A 17,687-nucleotide genomic window follows, 5' to 3' on the forward strand; every position below is an offset into this window, starting at 1 on the left:
TTACTGTTTTTTTATTACCAATTGGGTTGCAATGTCGTCAAACGCAATTTCTGTACCATTTATTACATCTGTTGCAAACTCAATTGTATCGGTTAAGGTTTCATTCTTGATGTAGGTCTCATTGGTCGCTACGGCTTCTTGTATAGATTTATTTTCCTTAATTACAATTTCTATACGATCAGTCACCTCTAATCCGCTATCCTTACGGATATTTTGAATTCTGTTTACAAGCTCTCTTGCGATTCCTTCTTTTTTAAGTTCTGGAGTAATGGTAATATCCAAAGCAACGGTAAGGGATCCAGAATTTGCAACCAACCAACCCTCAATATCCTGGGAACTGATTTCTACATCATCGGTACCTAAAGTAATAATTTTATCATTAATTTCTAAGTCAAAACTACCAGTTTGTTCAAGAATTTTAATGGCTTCCTGATCAAAAGACTGTATCTTACTGGCTATCAACTTCATATCTTTGCCGAAACGAGGGCCTAAATTTTTAAAATTTGGCTTAATTTGTTTTACTAATATCCCTGAAGCATCGTCTAATAACTCTATCTCCTTTACATTTACCTCACTTTTAATCAAACCTGCAATGTCGTTGATCTCGGCTTTATCTGCATCATTAAGAACAGGAATCATAATTCGCTGTAATGGTTGACGCACTTTTATTTTTTCTTTCTGACGTAACGAAAGAACCAAAGAGCAGATAGACTGTGCCTTTTGCATTTTATGTTCTAAAGCTTTGTCTACGTAGCTAGCATCAAATGTTGGGAAATTTGATAAATGTACACTCTCAAAAGATTCTCGTGCGCAATTAGCAACAAGGTCTTTATATAAACGATCCATAAAAAATGGTGCTACTGGCGCTCCCAGTTTTGCAACTGTTAGCATACAAGTGTATAATGTTTGATATGCTGAGATTTTATCTTGTTCGTAATCACCTTTCCAATATCTCCTTCTACTTAAACGTACAAACCAGTTACTTAAATTTTCCTGAACAAAATCAGAAATAGCTCTTGTTGCTTTTGTAGGTTCGTAATCATTATAGTATTCATCGACACTTTGGATTAGTGTATGCAATTCGCTTAAAATCCAGCGATCTATTTCCGGACGATCTGCTAATGGTATTTCTGGTTCGGAATAATTGAAATTATCAATATTCGCGTACAGTGTAAAGAACGAATAGGTATTATATAGGGTTCCGAAGAATTTTCTGCGCACTTCACCAATTCCTTCAGAATCAAATTTAAGATTATCCCAAGGATTTGCATTGCTAATCATATACCATCTGGTAGCATCTGGACCATAGGTTTTCAATGTTTCGAAAGGATCAACAGCATTACCAAGTCTTTTGGACATTTTTTGTCCATTTTTATCTAATACTAAACCATTAGAAACAACATTTTTGTATGCGATATCATCAAAAATCATTGTTCCTATTGCATGTAGTGTATAGAACCATCCACGAGTTTGATCCACACCTTCTGCAATGAAATCAGCTTTTCGCTCTCCAGCTTCTACCTTTTCCTTATTCTCAAAAGGATAGTGCCATTGTGCATAGGGCATAGAACCGGAATCAAACCACACATCGATAAGATCGCTTTCGCGTTTCATTGGTTTTCCGGAAGGAGAAACTAAAACAATCTTGTCTACAACATTTTTATGAAGATCTATTTTATCATAGTTTTCTTCACTCATATCACCCACAACAAAATCTTCGAAGATATCTGCTGTCATGAAACCAGCATTTACTGCTTTCTGCATCTCAGATTTTAATTCCTCAACAGATCCTATCACCATTTCTTCTTTGCGATCTTCTGTTCTCCATATTGGTAATGGAATACCCCAAAAACGTGATCTGGATAAGTTCCAATCGTTTGCATTTGCTAACCAGTTTCCGAAACGTCCTTCTCCGGTAGCTTTTGGTTTCCAGTTAATTCCCAGATTTAGTTCATGCATGCGATCTTTAAAATCTGTTACTTTGATGAACCAAGAATCTAAAGGATAATATAAAATAGGTTTGTCTGTACGCCAGCAGTTTGGATAACTATGTACATACTTCTCTACTTTAAATGCTTTATTTTCTGTTTTTAATTTGATCGCAATTTCAACATCTACTGATTTTTCAGGAGCTTCTCCATCATTATAATATTCGTTCTTTACATATTTCCCACCTAGTTCACCCACATGTTTGGTAAACTTACCTTGTAAATTAACTAAAGGAACTAAATTATCGTTGTCATCCTTTACCAATAAAGGTGGAATTTCTGGAGTTGCTTGTTTAGATACTAAGGCATCATCTGCTCCAAATGTTGGTGCAGTATGTACAATACCCGTACCATCTTCGGTAGTTACGAAATCACCTGATATTACTCTAAAAGCATTTTCAGGATTGTTATACGGAAGAGCGTAATTCAACAATTGTTCATATCGGATTTCCACAAGGTCTGTTCCTTTGAATTCCTTTAATATGTAATAAGGGATTTTTTTATCTCCTTGTTTAAAGTTGTTTACTTCTTCTTGGTTTTCTGCTAGAACAAACTTTCCACTAAACTGCTTTCCTACCAGATTTTTGGCAAGGATCACATGGCTTGGCTCAAATGTATATTGATTGAATGTTTTTACTAAAACATAGTCAATTTTTGGCCCTACTGTTAATGCAGTATTAGACGGTAATGTCCAAGGTGTGGTCGTCCAGGCTAAGAAATAAATATCCTCTTCAATATCTGTTAAAAATGAAGGTAGTGTTTCTTTTTTAGCTTTAAACTGAGCTACTACAGTAGTATCCGTTACATCCTGGTAGGTTCCAGGTTGATTTAATTCGTGAGAACTTAAACCTGTTCCTGCTTTTGGGGAATAAGGTTGTATGGTATATCCCTTATAAAGTAATCCTTTCTTATAGATTTCAGAAAGTAACCACCATACCGTTTCCATATATTTGGATTTGTAAGTGATATAAGGATCTTCCATGTCTACCCAATACCCTATTTTCTCTGTAAGATCATTCCAAATATCAGTATAACGCATTACAGCTTTTTTACAAGCTTCGTTATATTCTTCTACGGTGATCTTTTTACCAATATCTTCTTTAGTAATTCCAAGTTCTTTTTCTACACCCAATTCTACAGGAAGTCCATGCGTATCCCATCCAGCTTTTCGTTGTACCTGAAAACCTTTTTGTGTTTTATAACGACAAAAAATATCCTTAATAGCACGTGCCATTACGTGATGAATTCCCGGTAATCCATTTGCAGATGGAGGTCCTTCAAAAAATACAAAAGGAGTCGCATCTTCACGCTCGGAAATACTCTTTTCAAAAATATTATTCTGCTGCCAGAATTCTAGTATATCGTCTGCCACTTTTGGCAAGTCAAGTCCTTTATATTCAGGAAACTTCGTGCTCATTTGATCGTTCTTTCTATTAAGTCTGCGAAAATAACGATTTTCTCGAAAAATGACGAGTGTAAATCGTTCAAATATTGTGTATTATTATTAGGTGAAATTTCGGATATCAAAACTACAATAGCTTTTGTTTTGCACTTTTTTGATCATGAAAGCAAAAAGTAATTGTGATAGATGATCTATTCTCATATGAAAAGTTATTTTTGAAGTATAAATCACAACTATGAGTTTAAAACGTTCGATTCTGAAAGTGCAGGCAGCTCTAGGTAATATTAGAGCGATGGAGAAATTGCATGTGGATACCCATACAGAAAATATAATTATACAGGTAAACGGAACCAAGTTTGCACAATCTTCATCGAATGAGATTTATATGGATATCGTGGAATTGGCGGGGTATTATTATGTGAAAACGATTATTATAGGAAGTTTTCATATAAAAACCTGGAAAGGAGCTGAACTGTTAATTTTAGGAAAGGATTTTGAATTAAATTTAGCTTCTGATATGCAGGAAATAGAATCTGATTTTTCTAACGTTTCTAACAAGAGTATTACTCAAGTAGATTTTATTATAGAAGAACAAGACATCCACAAAATTGATAGATCGGTAATCGAAAAGATTACAGTTTCTTCAAAAAAGAAGACTGCCCATTTTGAGATAATGGTACATGAAGAAGAAGAGTAAGGAAGTTGATGTTGTATATTTTTTAAGTTTAATTGTCTTTAGGCTATGAGTGCTACTTTACAAATTGCGTTAATTCAATCTCATTTAGCATGGGAAAATCCAATCCAAAATAGAGCGGTATTTGAACAAAAAATCAAAGCCGTGAAACCCAAAACAGATCTAATTATCCTTCCGGAGATGTTTACCACAGGTTTTACAATGAATGCTGCTGAAGTTGCAGAAACTATGCATGGAGAAACGATAAAGTGGCTTCAGGAACTAGCTAAAGAAAAAGACTGTGCAATAGCGGGTAGTATCATTATAAAAGATAATAGTGCTTATTACAATCGTTTTTTGTTTGTGGAATCCAATGGAACTATTCAGAAGTATGATAAACATCAATTATTCACTTTGGCCAAAGAAGACGAAGTGTTTACGGCTGGTAATGAAGAGGTTATAGTTGTATATAAAAATTGGAAAATTAAACCTCAGATTTGCTATGATCTTCGATTTCCTGTATGGGCAAGAAACACGGTTGAATATGATTTACTTTTGTATGTAGCTAGTTGGCCCAAACCTCGTATAAATGCGTGGGATGTCCTTTTGCAAGCCAGAGCTATTGAAAATATGTCCTATTGTGTGGGTGTAAATCGTGTCGGTCTAGATGGAAAAGGCTATGAGTACAATGGCCATTCTGCGGTATATGACGTGCTCGGTAATTCTGTTTTAGAAGAAAATCCTGTAGAAAAAGAAGTTGTTTTATATGCAACCTTAGATAAAGAGCATATCGAAAAAACTCGTAAAAAACTACCTTTCTTGCAGGATGCAGATCCTTTTAGAATTATTCCAAAACAAAAGTTTGTTTGAGTTCCCAGTTAGCCCGAACTTCTAGGACTTCTGGGAAGTAGATTACTTTTTCTGCTTGTAGGCCTTTTAGGAAATTACCAGTATCCCATTTCCCGTTTTTATTATTATCAAGGATTACACGTAAATTGTATTTTCCTGGATCGAGATTATCAAAAACAGCAGTTTCTTGTTTTGTGACAATTTTTTCATCAATAAACTTTCCTTTTTCGTCAGTAGCTTGGATGATAACAGGATATTGTTTTACATTCTCTAAAGTAAAAAAGATGGTGCCGTAGTCTGCTAATTTTTTGGTTCTAAAATTAATACTAATACTATCATTCACATTTCCAATAAAATCGGTCACTGCTTCTGGTAACAACTCTAGTTTGTATGCATTACTTTCAGTTCTTTCAAAAGTAAATTTAGCTTCATTCTTAGTTGTATTTAACGCAACAGAAAATGGAACTTCTAGTGTGTCTTTATCTACTAACTTAATAAGCTTGTCATCAATTTTCTCCAGTGGTGTATTAGAATAAAGTGTAAAATCTTCATCAAATGCCAAACTTCCTTTAGCATTACTACTTAATTTGATAGAATCTTTATACTGGTCTTTGAACCTGGCAACTAACGTATCTCTAAAATTTTTACTGTTAGCAACTTCAAAAATTAAAGAATCTGCTTCAAAGAAAGGTCTAAACCAATAATGTAAGGTGTCTTTTTCTCTATCCGGAAAGATGCGAGTTTCAAAGTTTTCTGGAGTATTACTAAGTAACTTTATTTTCATTGAATCTAATTCCCCTTCATATCCAAAAACGAAAGAGTTTTTAGAAAGCTGTTTTGGTTTAAGTGCTTTAAAATCCAAGACTTCTTTAAATAAATTGATGGTAAATACCTTTGCGGTGTCTTCTGGTAGTGTTACTATTTCTTCGTAAAAACCAATTTTATCTTGCTTTGGTTGATAGGTATAATTAGAAGAAGCGTCTTTTAGAGCAATAAGTTTATATTTCCCTTCTTTTAAATTGTCTAGGTCAAAATTTATACTGTCTAAAGTGCTGGTAACATATCTTGGTACTTCATTAAAAACAAGAGAGTCAGAATAATTTTCATTGATTTCATATAAGGCAACGCTTATAAACGGATCTGGCTTTTTTTCAAGAGCGTCTGCCACTACACCTTGTATTCTTAGTGAATCTAATGAATCTCCCGTAGAAAAAACGTATCTAAAAAAAGGATTAGGATTTCCTTCATTATTGTCTACAATACTTTGTCCAAAATTTATACTGTATGTTGTATTTTCTAATAAAGTGTCTAAAAATTTAATCTTGATGTATTTATTGGCAGCACCTAATGGAGTAATTTCGGGTTTAGGATCCATCGGTGGAGATATAATAATCTGTTTTTGAGCGTCTTCTAGCTTCACATATTCATCAAAATAAATTCGAATTTCTTTTCTATTAAAATTTGTAGAATAATTAGGAGGAGTAGCTTTCACAAATTTTGGAGGAATTTCATCTTTTTCACCACCAGTTATTGTACCTTTTTTTGCACAACTGATAATTAATAATAAAGAGAAAATAGTAAATAGTACTGTATAGGATCTTTTATACATAGCTCCGTTACGATTTTTAAAGACACAAAGAAACGACTATTTATAACAAACAAAAAATCTATACGGTGATCGCCATAGTGGCAATACTTATTTTAATACCTGGTATGGATTTCAAAACTTGAATACATGCTTCTAGTGTTGCTCCTGTAGTTACAATATCGTCTACAATTAATATATGTTTATCTATTAATAGAGACTCATTTTCGATTGCGAATGTTTCAGAAGTATTTGACCAACGAGAAAAACGATTTTTCTTTGATTGTTTCTCGTTGTAAGAATTTTTTTTCAAAACAAAATCGATATAATCCGCCTGTAATTGGGTGGCAATTTCTCTTCCAAATTTCTCCACCTGATTATAACCTCGCTCTCGTAATCTTTTAGGATGTAAAGGCACTGGTATGATTGCGTTAATATTCTGATATGCATCTGATTGCAGTAGTTCTTGGCCTAGCCATATCCCTAGCTCTTTTCCAATTTCTTGTTGTCCTCGATACTTTAAATTATGCATAAGATTTTGCACCAAACTATCTTTTTCAAACACGAACAAAGAGGTCGCATTTTCTATTTTAGCACGCCCATAAAATACTTTTTCGATCTTTTTAGCGTTAACCTTATGGAAATTACCCAACGGAAGCTTGTGTCTGCAAGAGGAACATAAGACCTTTTCGTTTTTATATAATGGACTGTCGCAAGCAGCACAATATATAGGGAAAAATAAATAAGCTAAGTCGCTTAACATATTAGGTGAATTAACATTAATTATTATATTTAACTAAATTTACTATATAACGTAACCATCAAAAATTAGAAATTTATTATGACAACTCAAAACAATAACTTGACCCTTAAGATACTAATCGGTGTTCTGGGAGCTCTTTTATTAATTCTGGGGATCTTCACGTATAAGTTTTACAACGAAGAAAAGAGAGAAAAAGCAATTTTGCAACAAGAAAAAGATTTAATTGAAAGCGAATTAGGAGAATTAATAACAAAGTATGATAATGCTATTGCTCTTAATGAAGTGATGGACGATCATTTATTAAAAGAAAAACAACGTGTTGTTGTTTTATTAGATAGCTTAAAAGATTATGAAGCTAATGTTGCATTAATCGCACGTTACAGAAGAGAAGTTAGTAAGTTGAAGAAAGAGCGTGAAAGATTATTCAAATTAGCGGATAGTTTAACGACTGCAAATGCTCAGCTAGCAACAGATCTTGATAGTACTTCTACAGCACTTTCTGAAAGAATCGTATTCTCAGATTCTCTTGCAAATCAGAATAGTAAACTTGCTGAAATCGTAGAAAGAGGTTCTGCATTACAAGCTTCTGGTATTAAAGCAGAAGGAGTAAGAGTTCGTAATAGCGGTAAAATAGTTACAACTTCTAGATCTAGTAGAGCAGAAAAAGTGAGAGTATGTTTTACATTATCACCTAACAAGTTAACAGAAAAAGGTGATAAAGAATTATTCGTTCAGGTAATTAATCCTGAAAACAATCTTATTGGAGATAAAATTTCAGTAAACTTTGATGATGCTGTATTAACCTATAGTGGTCGTAATAAAGTGTTCTATGAGAATGATGCGCTAGACGTTTGTGTATTAGTGGATGCTGAAGAAGGAGAGTTGATGAAAGGAAATTATGTAGTGAATTTATTCTCTGGACCAAGAATGATTTCTAACACTCAATTTGAATTAAAGTAAATAGTTCTTATTGCATATATAACCACCATATTTTGAGTAATATGGTGGTTTTTTTATGTTTTTGTGAGAAATTACTTTGTAAGCACATTAATTGAATAATTTCGTTTTCAATTGTGGTAAATTCAATTATTTTTGCGCCATGGCAAATCAAGAAGATAAATTTAAGAAGGTAATAGCCCATGCCAAGGAGTATGGGTATATTTTTGGTTCTAGTGAAATCTATGATGGATTGAGTGCTGTATATGATTACGGACAAAATGGGGCTGAACTGAAGAAAAATATTAGAGAATATTGGTGGAAAAGTATGGTTTATATGCATCAAAATATTGTCGGTTTAGATGCAGCAATATTTATGCACCCTACTACTTGGAAAGCATCAGGCCATGTAGATGCGTTTAATGATCCATTAATTGATAACAAAGACTCTAAAAAAAGATATAGAGCAGATGTATTGTTGGAAGACTATGCTGAAAAACAATATCAGAAAGCTCAAAAAGAAATCGCAAAAGCGAAAAAGCGTTTTGGAGATGATTTTGATGAAGAGCAATTTGTTACTACAAATCCAAGAGTTGTAAAATATCTTTCAGAACAAAAAAGAGTACTTCAACGAATGGCGAAATCTTTGGAGAATGAAGATTTAGCTGATGTAAAAGCATTAATTGAAGAACTGGGTATCGCTGATCCAGAAACAGGCTCTAAAAATTGGACAGACGTTAGACAGTTTAATTTGATGTTTGGCACAAAACTGGGTGCTTCAGCAGAATCAGCTACTGATTTGTATTTGAGACCAGAGACGGCTCAGGGAATCTTTGTGAACTTTCTTAATGTTCAGAAAACAGGTAGAATGAAAATACCTTTTGGTATTGCACAAACGGGTAAAGCATTTAGAAACGAAATCGTAGCGAGACAGTTTATTTTCAGGATGCGTGAGTTTGAACAAATGGAGATGCAATTTTTTGTAAGACCAGGAGAAGAAATGAAGTGGTATGAATACTGGAAAGAAACCCGTTTGAACTGGCATTTATCATTAGGATTAGGGAAAGAAAACTATCGTTTTCATGATCACGATAAATTAGCACATTATGCGAATGCTGCTGCGGATATAGAATTTAATTTTCCTTTCGGATTTAAAGAATTAGAAGGGATTCATTCTAGAACAGATTTTGATCTTAAAGCGCATGAAGAATATTCTGGTAAGAAACTTCAATTCTTTGATCCAGAATTAAAAGAAAGCTATGTTCCTTATGTAGTAGAAACATCAGTAGGATTGGATCGAATGTTCTTAGCGGTATTTTCTACGGCTTTACAGGATGAGGTATTAGAAGATGGTTCTAGTAGAGTAGTATTAAAACTTCCTGCGGTTGTAGCACCTGTAAAAGCAGCGATATTACCATTAGTGAAAAAGGATGGTTTGCCGGAAGTAGCCGAAAAGATTGTAGAAGATCTAAAATGGAAATTCAATGTAGCTTACGATGAGAAAGATGCAATTGGAAGACGTTATAGAAGACAAGATGCTGCAGGAACTCCAATCTGTATTACGGTAGATCACGATACGCTAACTGATCAAACGGTTACCATAAGAGATAGAGATACCATGGAACAAAAACGAGTTACTATCTCTGAATTAAAGTCTATTATTTCAGAAAAAGTAGATGCAGAAAATTGGTTGAAATAAAACTGAATTGTAAATATATAAAACCACCTAGAAACGGTGGTTTTTTTATGCGTATCAAAATGTAGTAGTTTCTTAGTAGGGTTTTATTAAACAAGCTTGTTTATTATTTAGAACTAACTTGATAGGATTATTTAAATAATTTTATCAATTTAACGTTACACTATAGTATAAGGAGATTTCATTTGTAAGAAATCTCCTTTGTTTTCTGTAGAAATGATAGATTAAGTGCTTAGTTTTTACCATTTTTTGAAGTTTAATTGTATTTTAGACCAGAAATCGAAAACAAACTCATCTTAAAACTCTCTGATTAAGCTATGAAAAGGATTCTTTTCTTTTCTTTTATGTTGTATTGTATAGCTGGTTTTACTCAAAATAAAAAAACCAGTAATGCGACCTTGGTTACTTCTTCCAGCTATATGAAAGAGGTGGGTCCTTTAATAGGTAAAAAATTAATACCTGAAGAGCCTAGAGAGGGTGAAGTAAATCCAAAAAGAACAGATGCTAATAAAATAGTGCCTGGCAAAGGTTTACCAAGACAACAGGATGCGTTAATTGCTCAACAAAAGAGAGCAGGAGCTTTTAGAAATAGTAAAACACCTTCTTTAGTATTTGAGACTAATTCTAGTACAGTTTCACCCTCGGACCCATCGGGTGCGATAGGACCTAATCACTTCGTAAGCGCCAAGAACTCGGCATTTGCTATTCATGATAGAAATGGGAATGTGCTCGTGCCATCAACTTCATTGGCTAATATTTTTCCAGGTGAAACCTTAGGAGATCCCATCGTTTTTTATGATAGTTTTGCAGATAGATTTGTGATTACGCAATTTAGCGATACTCCGAACGGGTTTTTAGTGGCTGTCTGTAGAGGTTCTGATCCAGTGAATGATGGATGGTTTACATATAGATTTAATACAGGTAGTTTTCCAGATTATACAAAATTCTCTATTTGGTCAGACGGTTATTATGTAACAGCCAATAAAGATCAAGGACAACAAATGACAAGTGAAGTTGTTTTTGTTATTGATAGAGAGCAAATGCTTGCTGGAGCTAATACTGCACAAATGATTGGTTTTCCATTACCAGGAGCAAGAATAGGTGGTTTTTATAGTCCAGCGTCTTTTAATGCGATAGGAAATACTTTACCGCCAGAAGGGGATGCTAAAATAATTTATTTTCAGGATGATGATTGGGAGGGAGTGAGTGAAGATGCCTTAAAATTGTGGACCATCAATGTGGATTGGGTGAATCCTGACCTGTCAACAATTACAGAGGCAGAAGAATTAACAGTTAGTAATGGAAATATTACCCCTTTTGATTCTACTTTTGATGGAGGTTCTTTTGCGAATTTACCTCAACCTGGAACTGGTGGTCAAGACATAGATGTTTTACAAGGAACAGTAATGTATGCCACCAATTATAGAAGATTTTGTGATTATAATTCGGTGGTACTTAATTTTCCTGTAGACATAGATACCCGGCAAAATTCTGATAATATTTCCGCTATAAGATGGTATGAACTTCGACAAAATGGAGATGGTCAATCATGGTCTGTTTATCAGGAAGGAACATATACTTCACCAGATGGTAAAAGCGCATGGTGTGGTAGTATGGCAATGGATGTCTTTGGTAATATAGGAATGGGATATACTACTATGGGTACAGTTGCAGATGGGGCAAATCAGGATAGTTTTGCTTCAATAAGGTATACTGGACGATTAGCAGATGATCCTTTAGGAACCATGACGTTTGTAGAAGAAACTATCGCTGTTGGTACAGATGTAGATCAAACGACTCGAAATCGTTACGGGGATTATGCTCAGATAACAGTAGACCCAAGAGATGATCAAACTTTTTGGCATATTGCTGAATATTTTGAGAATTCTGGTAATAATGCGAGAAATATTGTAGGGGTATTTAAAATTGCTGAAAATGTTAGTAATGATGTAGGAGTTATTCGCATTGACGCTCCAGAAGATGCAACGTTTACCACTTCTGAGACAATTACAGTAACCCTTAAGAATTTCGGGACTACTACCCAAAGTAATATTCCTGTTAGCTATTCTATAAACGGAGGAGCTTCAGTAAATGAAATTTTTACAGGAACTATCTCTCCAGGACAAACCGCATCGTTTACATTTAATACTACCGCAGATCTAACTAGCGGAACAGTTTCTACTATTGAAGCGGAGACTAATTTAGTTGGGGATATAACTCCAGAAAATAATTGTGCAAATAGAGAAGCTAATAATTTATTTCTTAATGATGTTGGAGTGATTAGTTTAGTATCACCTGTTTCTGGAGGTGGAATTTCTTCGGCTGAAACAATTACCATACTCATTAGAAATTATGGAGGTTCTGTTCAATCTAATATTCCAGTATTTTATGCTATAGACGGAGGAGATGTGATTAGCGAAACTTTTACTGGATCTATACCTGTTGGAGAGTCTGCAGAATATACTTTTACTGCTACAGCCGATTTATCAGCTTTTGACAGTTATAACTTTCAGATAGGTACTTCGTTAACTTCTGACCAAGATACAGCTAATGATGTTATTTCCAGAGTGGTTGTACATCAACTTTGTGCGCCAACATCCGATTGTTTGAGATTTGGAGATGGATTATCTTCCTTTGTACTTTCTAATATTTCAAATAGAGACATTCAATGTGGTAACGGTTATGAAGATTTTACAGATCTGGTAATTAATCTAGATAGATCTTTAGGTGTTTATTCGCTTACAGTTCAGGCTGGTTTTGCTGAAGGTGATGCAGAACAGCTTTCTTTGTGGATAGATCTGGATGATGATGCAGTTTTTGAAGATGAAGAGTTAATCATAAGTAATGAAGTAATATCTCAAGAGAATGTGGATCAAACATTTCTTTTCTCCTTGCCAAGTGATGCTCCGTTGGGCACACATATTTTAAGAGTAAGAGCTGGTGATACTAATACAAACAATGGAGCAAGGCTTAACGAGCCTTGTGGATCAATGCAATTTGGAACTACGCATGATTATACTGTAGAAATTGGAGAAAATACCAATCCAAATTCAGACCTTACAGTTTTGAGCCAACCGAATAACCAGTTTTTGATTACTATGAGCGATAGTAATGCAGATGATAGACTTAGGTTGAGTATTTACAGTATTACAGGTAAAACAATTGTTTCTAATTTTGTAGATAAAGATGCTAATAGCAGATTTACCTATTTGTTAGATATGTCTTTTGCCAGCACAGGTATTTATTTTGTTAGATTAGGAAGTGGTAAAACTGGAAAGTCTGCAAAATTCTCAGTAAACTAATCTGTACGCTTACTAATTTCTATGATGGTTACAGGTCTAGCTTCTATACATCTGTTTCGCATTCTTAAATTACCATACTTTACCCATACTTTTTCTGGAACCTCGTTTTCAAAAAAGTCTAAAAGATTTATAGGATCTAATTGATCTTTAGCATCATCTACCGTAAGTATATATGGACAATCTTTCGATTTAGAAGTCTTTAAGGTTGCTTTTTTAAGTCCTTTTTCTAGCATATCTGTTGCACTGATGTTTTGAGTACTTTCTTTTCCATTCTGGCCATCTTTTCCGTCTGCAGCTTTAGTAGTAATGCAGCTATAAAAAGAAATGAGAAGAATAAACAGGCAAATTTTTAAGGCATTTTTCATGGTAATTAAAGAATTAAGAGATTTGTATTTGTAAAGATGAGAAAAATATTAGAAATAGGCTCTTAGTTGAATACTTCCTGTATGAATGGTATCATTATTTTCACTATTTCTTCCTAAATAAGAGACGTTTAGATCTAAATATTTGGTTAGTTTTTTTTGGGCTAAAAGAGACCAGGTGTAATTATCTCCAGGCTGTAAACCACTTAGCAATTGATAACCTACTGGAGAAAATGCATTTCCAGTAAAATCATTTTTGAAATAGTTAAATTCTCCACTTATCGATATCTGTTGTTTATTGGCATACATAAAAGAAACTCCTAGTTTTTGTTGAGTCAGTATTTCTTCTCCAGATATGTTTTCCTGATCATTTAACAAATAAAATATACTTAACTGTGTTTGCGGTGATAGCAAATAAGAAAGTTTAGGTTCAATCTTATAACCTTCTAAGACATAGTTTCTATTGGTAAAGTTTTCTGAAATACTTTCTGTTGTGATCAGTTCATTTTTTAGGTCAAAAAGCCATGTTTTGGCCATTTTATGAGCAAATGTTAGTTGATGGCTATCGATACTATTTTCCTGAAGTCCAGTTACCTGTAAGTTTGTGTTTGTGGAGGACAGAAATGTGTACGATGTGGTATAGCGTTGTTTTCCACGATTAAAAAATAATGTATTTCTAAAACTTAAATTTAGTGCCAGCTCATTCTCATCCTTACGGAATGGATTGATGTCAAAGGAATTATTATCTCTCAAATTTTTACGATCTACGATATAAGAAGTTTGATTGTAGAAATGAGATAATAGTTTTTTAGTTTTATTTTCAGATCCTGACCAGGAAAGAGGGTTTAGAGTAATAATCTGACTAAGTCGATTTTGATGCGTTTTTACAAAAACCTGATTAGGTAGTAAAACCCTAAGGTAGATAGCTTCATCTGTAAACTGAGCAATTTCGAATTCTTCTAGTTCTTGCACACCGTTACTATTATAATCATTCCAGGTATGAGTTCCTTGTCCAGGATCTACTTGGATATAAGTAAATTCCTGCTGTGGTAATGTTCCGCTATTGGTTTCTAAAACAGTGTTCCAATTGATTTTACTTCCAAAAAATCGCTGATTATACAGCAATCGAGAGTTTAGCGACTGCTCATCTTGTCGATTTTGATCTTCATTATCTAAGGTTCTGTAATTAACAAATAACGAAAGTTGCGTGTTTTTTGTGTTCAATAAGTTGGACTTTAAAAAGTAGGTGTTAGAGGTGCTCACTTTGTCCAGTCTATTGTTTCTTACACTGTCATTTATACGATGTCGATATCCTATTTCTGCATAAATTTTGGTGCTATCACCTACTCCACTATATATTTCGTAGGATTTAAATCGTTGGGTATTTAGGGTAAATGTCTGATCTCCGACATTAATTTCTTTGTTCTCTTCAGTAGCCATTTTAGCACCTATCCAGTTTTTGGGAAAGCTATAGGTAATGTTGCTGTACATTCTAAAGAAGCGTGAGTCTAAAGTCTCATTTTTACTATTTAACAAACTTGAAAACACTCCAATACCTAATTTGTTAATTCGTAGTTCAGAATTCAAAAGATGCCTGTTTCCGTTATAATTTTCGGAAAAATTTAGGTGTTGAAAAGAGTATCTTGTGTATCCTTTTTGGGGATGTAGTAGTTCTAAACCAGCGGTAAAAAATTGTTGATCCCCAAGAGGATTGTTCAAGTTCCAATCTCTATTAAACTCTACATTATAGATTCTTTCAATGCTTTTAAATTCTTTCTGGATGTAATCACCATTAGCAAAAGCATTCATGGTCCAGCTACTATCTCTGGAGAAAATATTTTGTTGTATCTGCAGTCTTCCAGCTACGCCATCATTATTATCATCATCAATATCCGAAAATAAGTTGAGGTCATTTTTACTACCAGAAATTTCAAATGATACTGCTGTTTTTTTTGTTGGTACATAAGAACCTTGTACCACAGCAGTTTGTAGTTTGGTAGGCGCTACAAGTTGTACAACAGGTGCATAATTACCTTGCGGAATACCATTAACAGGTGGTGCATATTCAAAAATTCGACTTATTGTATTTACATCACCAACGATATAGTCTCCTTGATTGTCACCTACCAACGAAAAACGTACATTAAATAATTCATCTTCTGGATTATTTGAAAATATAAATACTTCTTGTCCATTGATTGTTTCTCTTCTATAAAGGATTTTGTTTTCACTAAAAATATCAGGTACAGCTGATGGAGATATCATTTGAGTAGGATCATCACCAGCGTTGGATAGAATTTCTTTTTGAGGATCACTTAAGTTTTGTTGTAAAGGTTGATTTTTTGCATCATTTTCAGAATATACAAAAGCACCAATTTTTAGTTTGTCACTTGTGTGTTCTCCGCCACCATAGACTATTATTCTAGAATAATTTCGTTCTGTAGTTTGGTATTCTATAGATATCCGCATATCCGAAGTAATGGGATAAGTTGGATTAAAACGTACTTCTCCTGCATTATAATCGATAATATAGTCTTTGTTCTCTCCCCGTTCTAGTAATAAACCATTTACATATACGCGCTCGCTACCAGATACAATAAGAATAAATAGTTCACCGTTAGGACCTGTTAATTTATATGGACCTTGATTACCTTCTTGTCCAGTAAATTGACTACGGGTAAAAACACCTCTGACCAATGCTCCAGATGCGAATAAATTCGTGTTTGATTCTAGATGGTTCAAAGTTCCGTTAATGGATATACCTTGCACATTTTTGGTAAATCTGTTAAAATAACTAGTATTGTTTTGTAGTTGTACATCGCCTGCTCTTACATTCCAGTTTTTACTGTAGAGTTCAATAAATACTTGATCAAATTCATCTAGATTTTGCGAATATCCACTTTGTTGTACTGGCACATTGGCATCCTGAATAGAAGCTCTAAGCGAAATGTTATCACTAATCTTGCCTGAGATTTGTAAATCTAGTTCAGAGTTTAATACCGTATTTTGGTTGCTGCCTACGGTAACACCTCTAGAGATACTACCATTAGTGGTAAGCCCATCAAAAGGAGTGAATTCTTTTTTGTTATTAGCTTCGGATAAGCTGTATAGCTTTTGTAGATTCCCATTTTCCTTTACAATTAGAGATGGATCAAACTCAAAATACTTTTTGGTTAGAAAATCGGGATAACGATAATATTGTAATGTAATCGAATCATTTTGTGCTTGAATCTCTGGAGATAAAATTACAGACGCATTTTCAAAATTCACCTTGTAAAAAGTACTGTCTATAGCATTCCCTTGTTTTGAAAGCAATTTAAATTTAAAAGGATTGATGCTCACAGAATCAATGCGTATGGTATCGGTAACGGGTACTTTTTTACTTCTGAAATTTCCAGAAATATCCTGCCCGTATATAGTATAGGTACTAAGAAGTAATAAAAAACCTAAAACCGTAAAAATACGCATCGATACAAAACTAAAGTTTTTCAGAAACAGAGGCACTCCAAGCCCTTAAATTACTATGATTTGTGCAACAATTATTGATTGGATAGGTTTTTATAATAGCGATAACGATAAATATAGTGGTATGTTTTGTGATTTCGCATTTATTTAAGCAAAAATTTATGACGGATTATTTAGACAATAAAAGTTGGTGGCGCAAAAGTAGAAGTTGGATTCTAGGTTTTTTCGCATTGATAAGTGGATTTGTACTTACAATGTTGGTACTGCTTGGTAAGCCAATAGGCGATTTTACAAAAGCAATGGTAGATCCGACGGTATATACGACTGCTTTCGAAATGGTGGAAGATGATCAGCGTGTGATAGCACTCTTAGGCGAAGTAAAGCCTATTAGTGTTTTTGAATTGCTGGAAGGTGAAGTTCGGTATGAGGAAAAGAATAAGGCTGTTATGACTGTCGGAATCAAAGGTTCTAAGCAAAAAGGGAAATTAGATATTATCGCCAATAAATGGAATAATACTTGGCATTATGAATTAGTACGAGTACGAACTAAAAAACCCAAAAAAATAATTGAAGTCTTGGGGAATGAATAGTGTTATCTATTTTGTTTGGATATAATTATCATAAGAAAGAATTTTAAAATATTTTAGTAATACCCTTATAAACCAA

11 protein-coding genes are annotated in these 17,687 nt (G+C 33.9%); 6 read left to right on the forward strand and 5 right to left on the reverse strand.

The genetic code is table 11. The annotated features are described in order from the left end of the window. Positions 1-3,405: an isoleucine--tRNA ligase gene (ileS, locus tag Q1B37_RS21630; RefSeq protein ID WP_299902435.1), complete on the reverse strand. Its 3,405-nt coding sequence runs from the start codon at positions 3,403-3,405 to the stop codon at positions 1-3. Positions 3,406-3,625: 220 nt separating this feature from the next. Here ileS and Q1B37_RS21635 point away from each other — a divergent pair, with 220 nt between their 5' ends. Beyond that, positions 3,626-4,087 (forward strand): hypothetical protein, encoded by a 462-nt coding sequence (locus Q1B37_RS21635; RefSeq protein ID WP_299902438.1) that lies wholly within the window; start codon positions 3,626-3,628, stop codon positions 4,085-4,087. A gap of 45 nt (positions 4,088-4,132) precedes the next feature. Beyond that, entirely contained in the window at positions 4,133-4,933 is an 801-nt protein-coding gene (locus Q1B37_RS21640; protein WP_299902441.1) for an amidohydrolase, read from the forward strand. On the opposite strand, the gene Q1B37_RS21645 is transcribed toward Q1B37_RS21640, so the two are convergent. Both Q1B37_RS21645 and Q1B37_RS21650 read right to left on the reverse strand, forming a co-directional pair. Next, positions 4,908-6,521: an Ig-like domain-containing protein gene (locus Q1B37_RS21645; protein ID WP_299902444.1), complete on the reverse strand. Its 1,614-nt coding sequence runs from the start codon at positions 6,519-6,521 to the stop codon at positions 4,908-4,910. The genes Q1B37_RS21640 and Q1B37_RS21645 overlap by 26 nt on opposite strands. Positions 6,522-6,579: 58 nt before the next feature. After that, positions 6,580-7,260: a ComF family protein gene (locus Q1B37_RS21650; RefSeq protein ID WP_299902447.1), complete on the reverse strand. Its 681-nt coding sequence runs from the start codon at positions 7,258-7,260 to the stop codon at positions 6,580-6,582. A 78-nt stretch (positions 7,261-7,338) separates the two neighbouring features. Between Q1B37_RS21650 and Q1B37_RS21655 the strand changes: the two genes are divergently transcribed. From Q1B37_RS21655 to Q1B37_RS21665, 3 genes are all read left to right on the forward strand, one after another. Beyond that, positions 7,339-8,220: a hypothetical protein gene (locus Q1B37_RS21655; protein WP_299604856.1), complete on the forward strand. Its 882-nt coding sequence runs from the start codon at positions 7,339-7,341 to the stop codon at positions 8,218-8,220. A 139-nt stretch (positions 8,221-8,359) separates the two neighbouring features. Then, positions 8,360-9,895, forward strand: coding sequence for a glycine--tRNA ligase (locus tag Q1B37_RS21660; RefSeq protein ID WP_299902450.1), 1,536 nt, complete (start codon positions 8,360-8,362; stop codon positions 9,893-9,895). Between the two features lie 314 nt (positions 9,896-10,209). After that, on the forward strand, positions 10,210-13,194 hold the full coding sequence (locus Q1B37_RS21665; protein WP_299902453.1) for a GEVED domain-containing protein: 2,985 nt from the start codon (positions 10,210-10,212) through the stop codon (positions 13,192-13,194). Here Q1B37_RS21665 and Q1B37_RS21670 read toward each other — a convergent pair. After that, on the reverse strand, positions 13,191-13,559 hold the full coding sequence (locus Q1B37_RS21670; RefSeq protein WP_299604865.1) for a hypothetical protein: 369 nt from the start codon (positions 13,557-13,559) through the stop codon (positions 13,191-13,193). The two genes, Q1B37_RS21665 and Q1B37_RS21670, sit on opposite strands and share 4 nt — an antisense overlap. Before the next feature lie 48 nt (positions 13,560-13,607). Then, on the reverse strand, positions 13,608-17,024 hold the full coding sequence (locus Q1B37_RS21675) for a hypothetical protein (RefSeq protein ID WP_299902456.1): 3,417 nt from the start codon (positions 17,022-17,024) through the stop codon (positions 13,608-13,610). 158 nt (positions 17,025-17,182) lie between these two features. On the opposite strand from Q1B37_RS21675, the gene Q1B37_RS21680 reads away from it, so the two are divergent. Next, positions 17,183-17,611 (forward strand): cytochrome c oxidase assembly factor Coa1 family protein, encoded by a 429-nt coding sequence (locus tag Q1B37_RS21680; RefSeq protein WP_299902459.1) that lies wholly within the window; start codon positions 17,183-17,185, stop codon positions 17,609-17,611. Positions 17,612-17,687 lie beyond the last annotated feature (76 nt).

Origin of the sequence: uncultured Aquimarina sp., from assembly GCF_947492965.1 — a bacterium.
GTDB lineage: Bacteria > Bacteroidota > Bacteroidia > Flavobacteriales > Flavobacteriaceae > Aquimarina.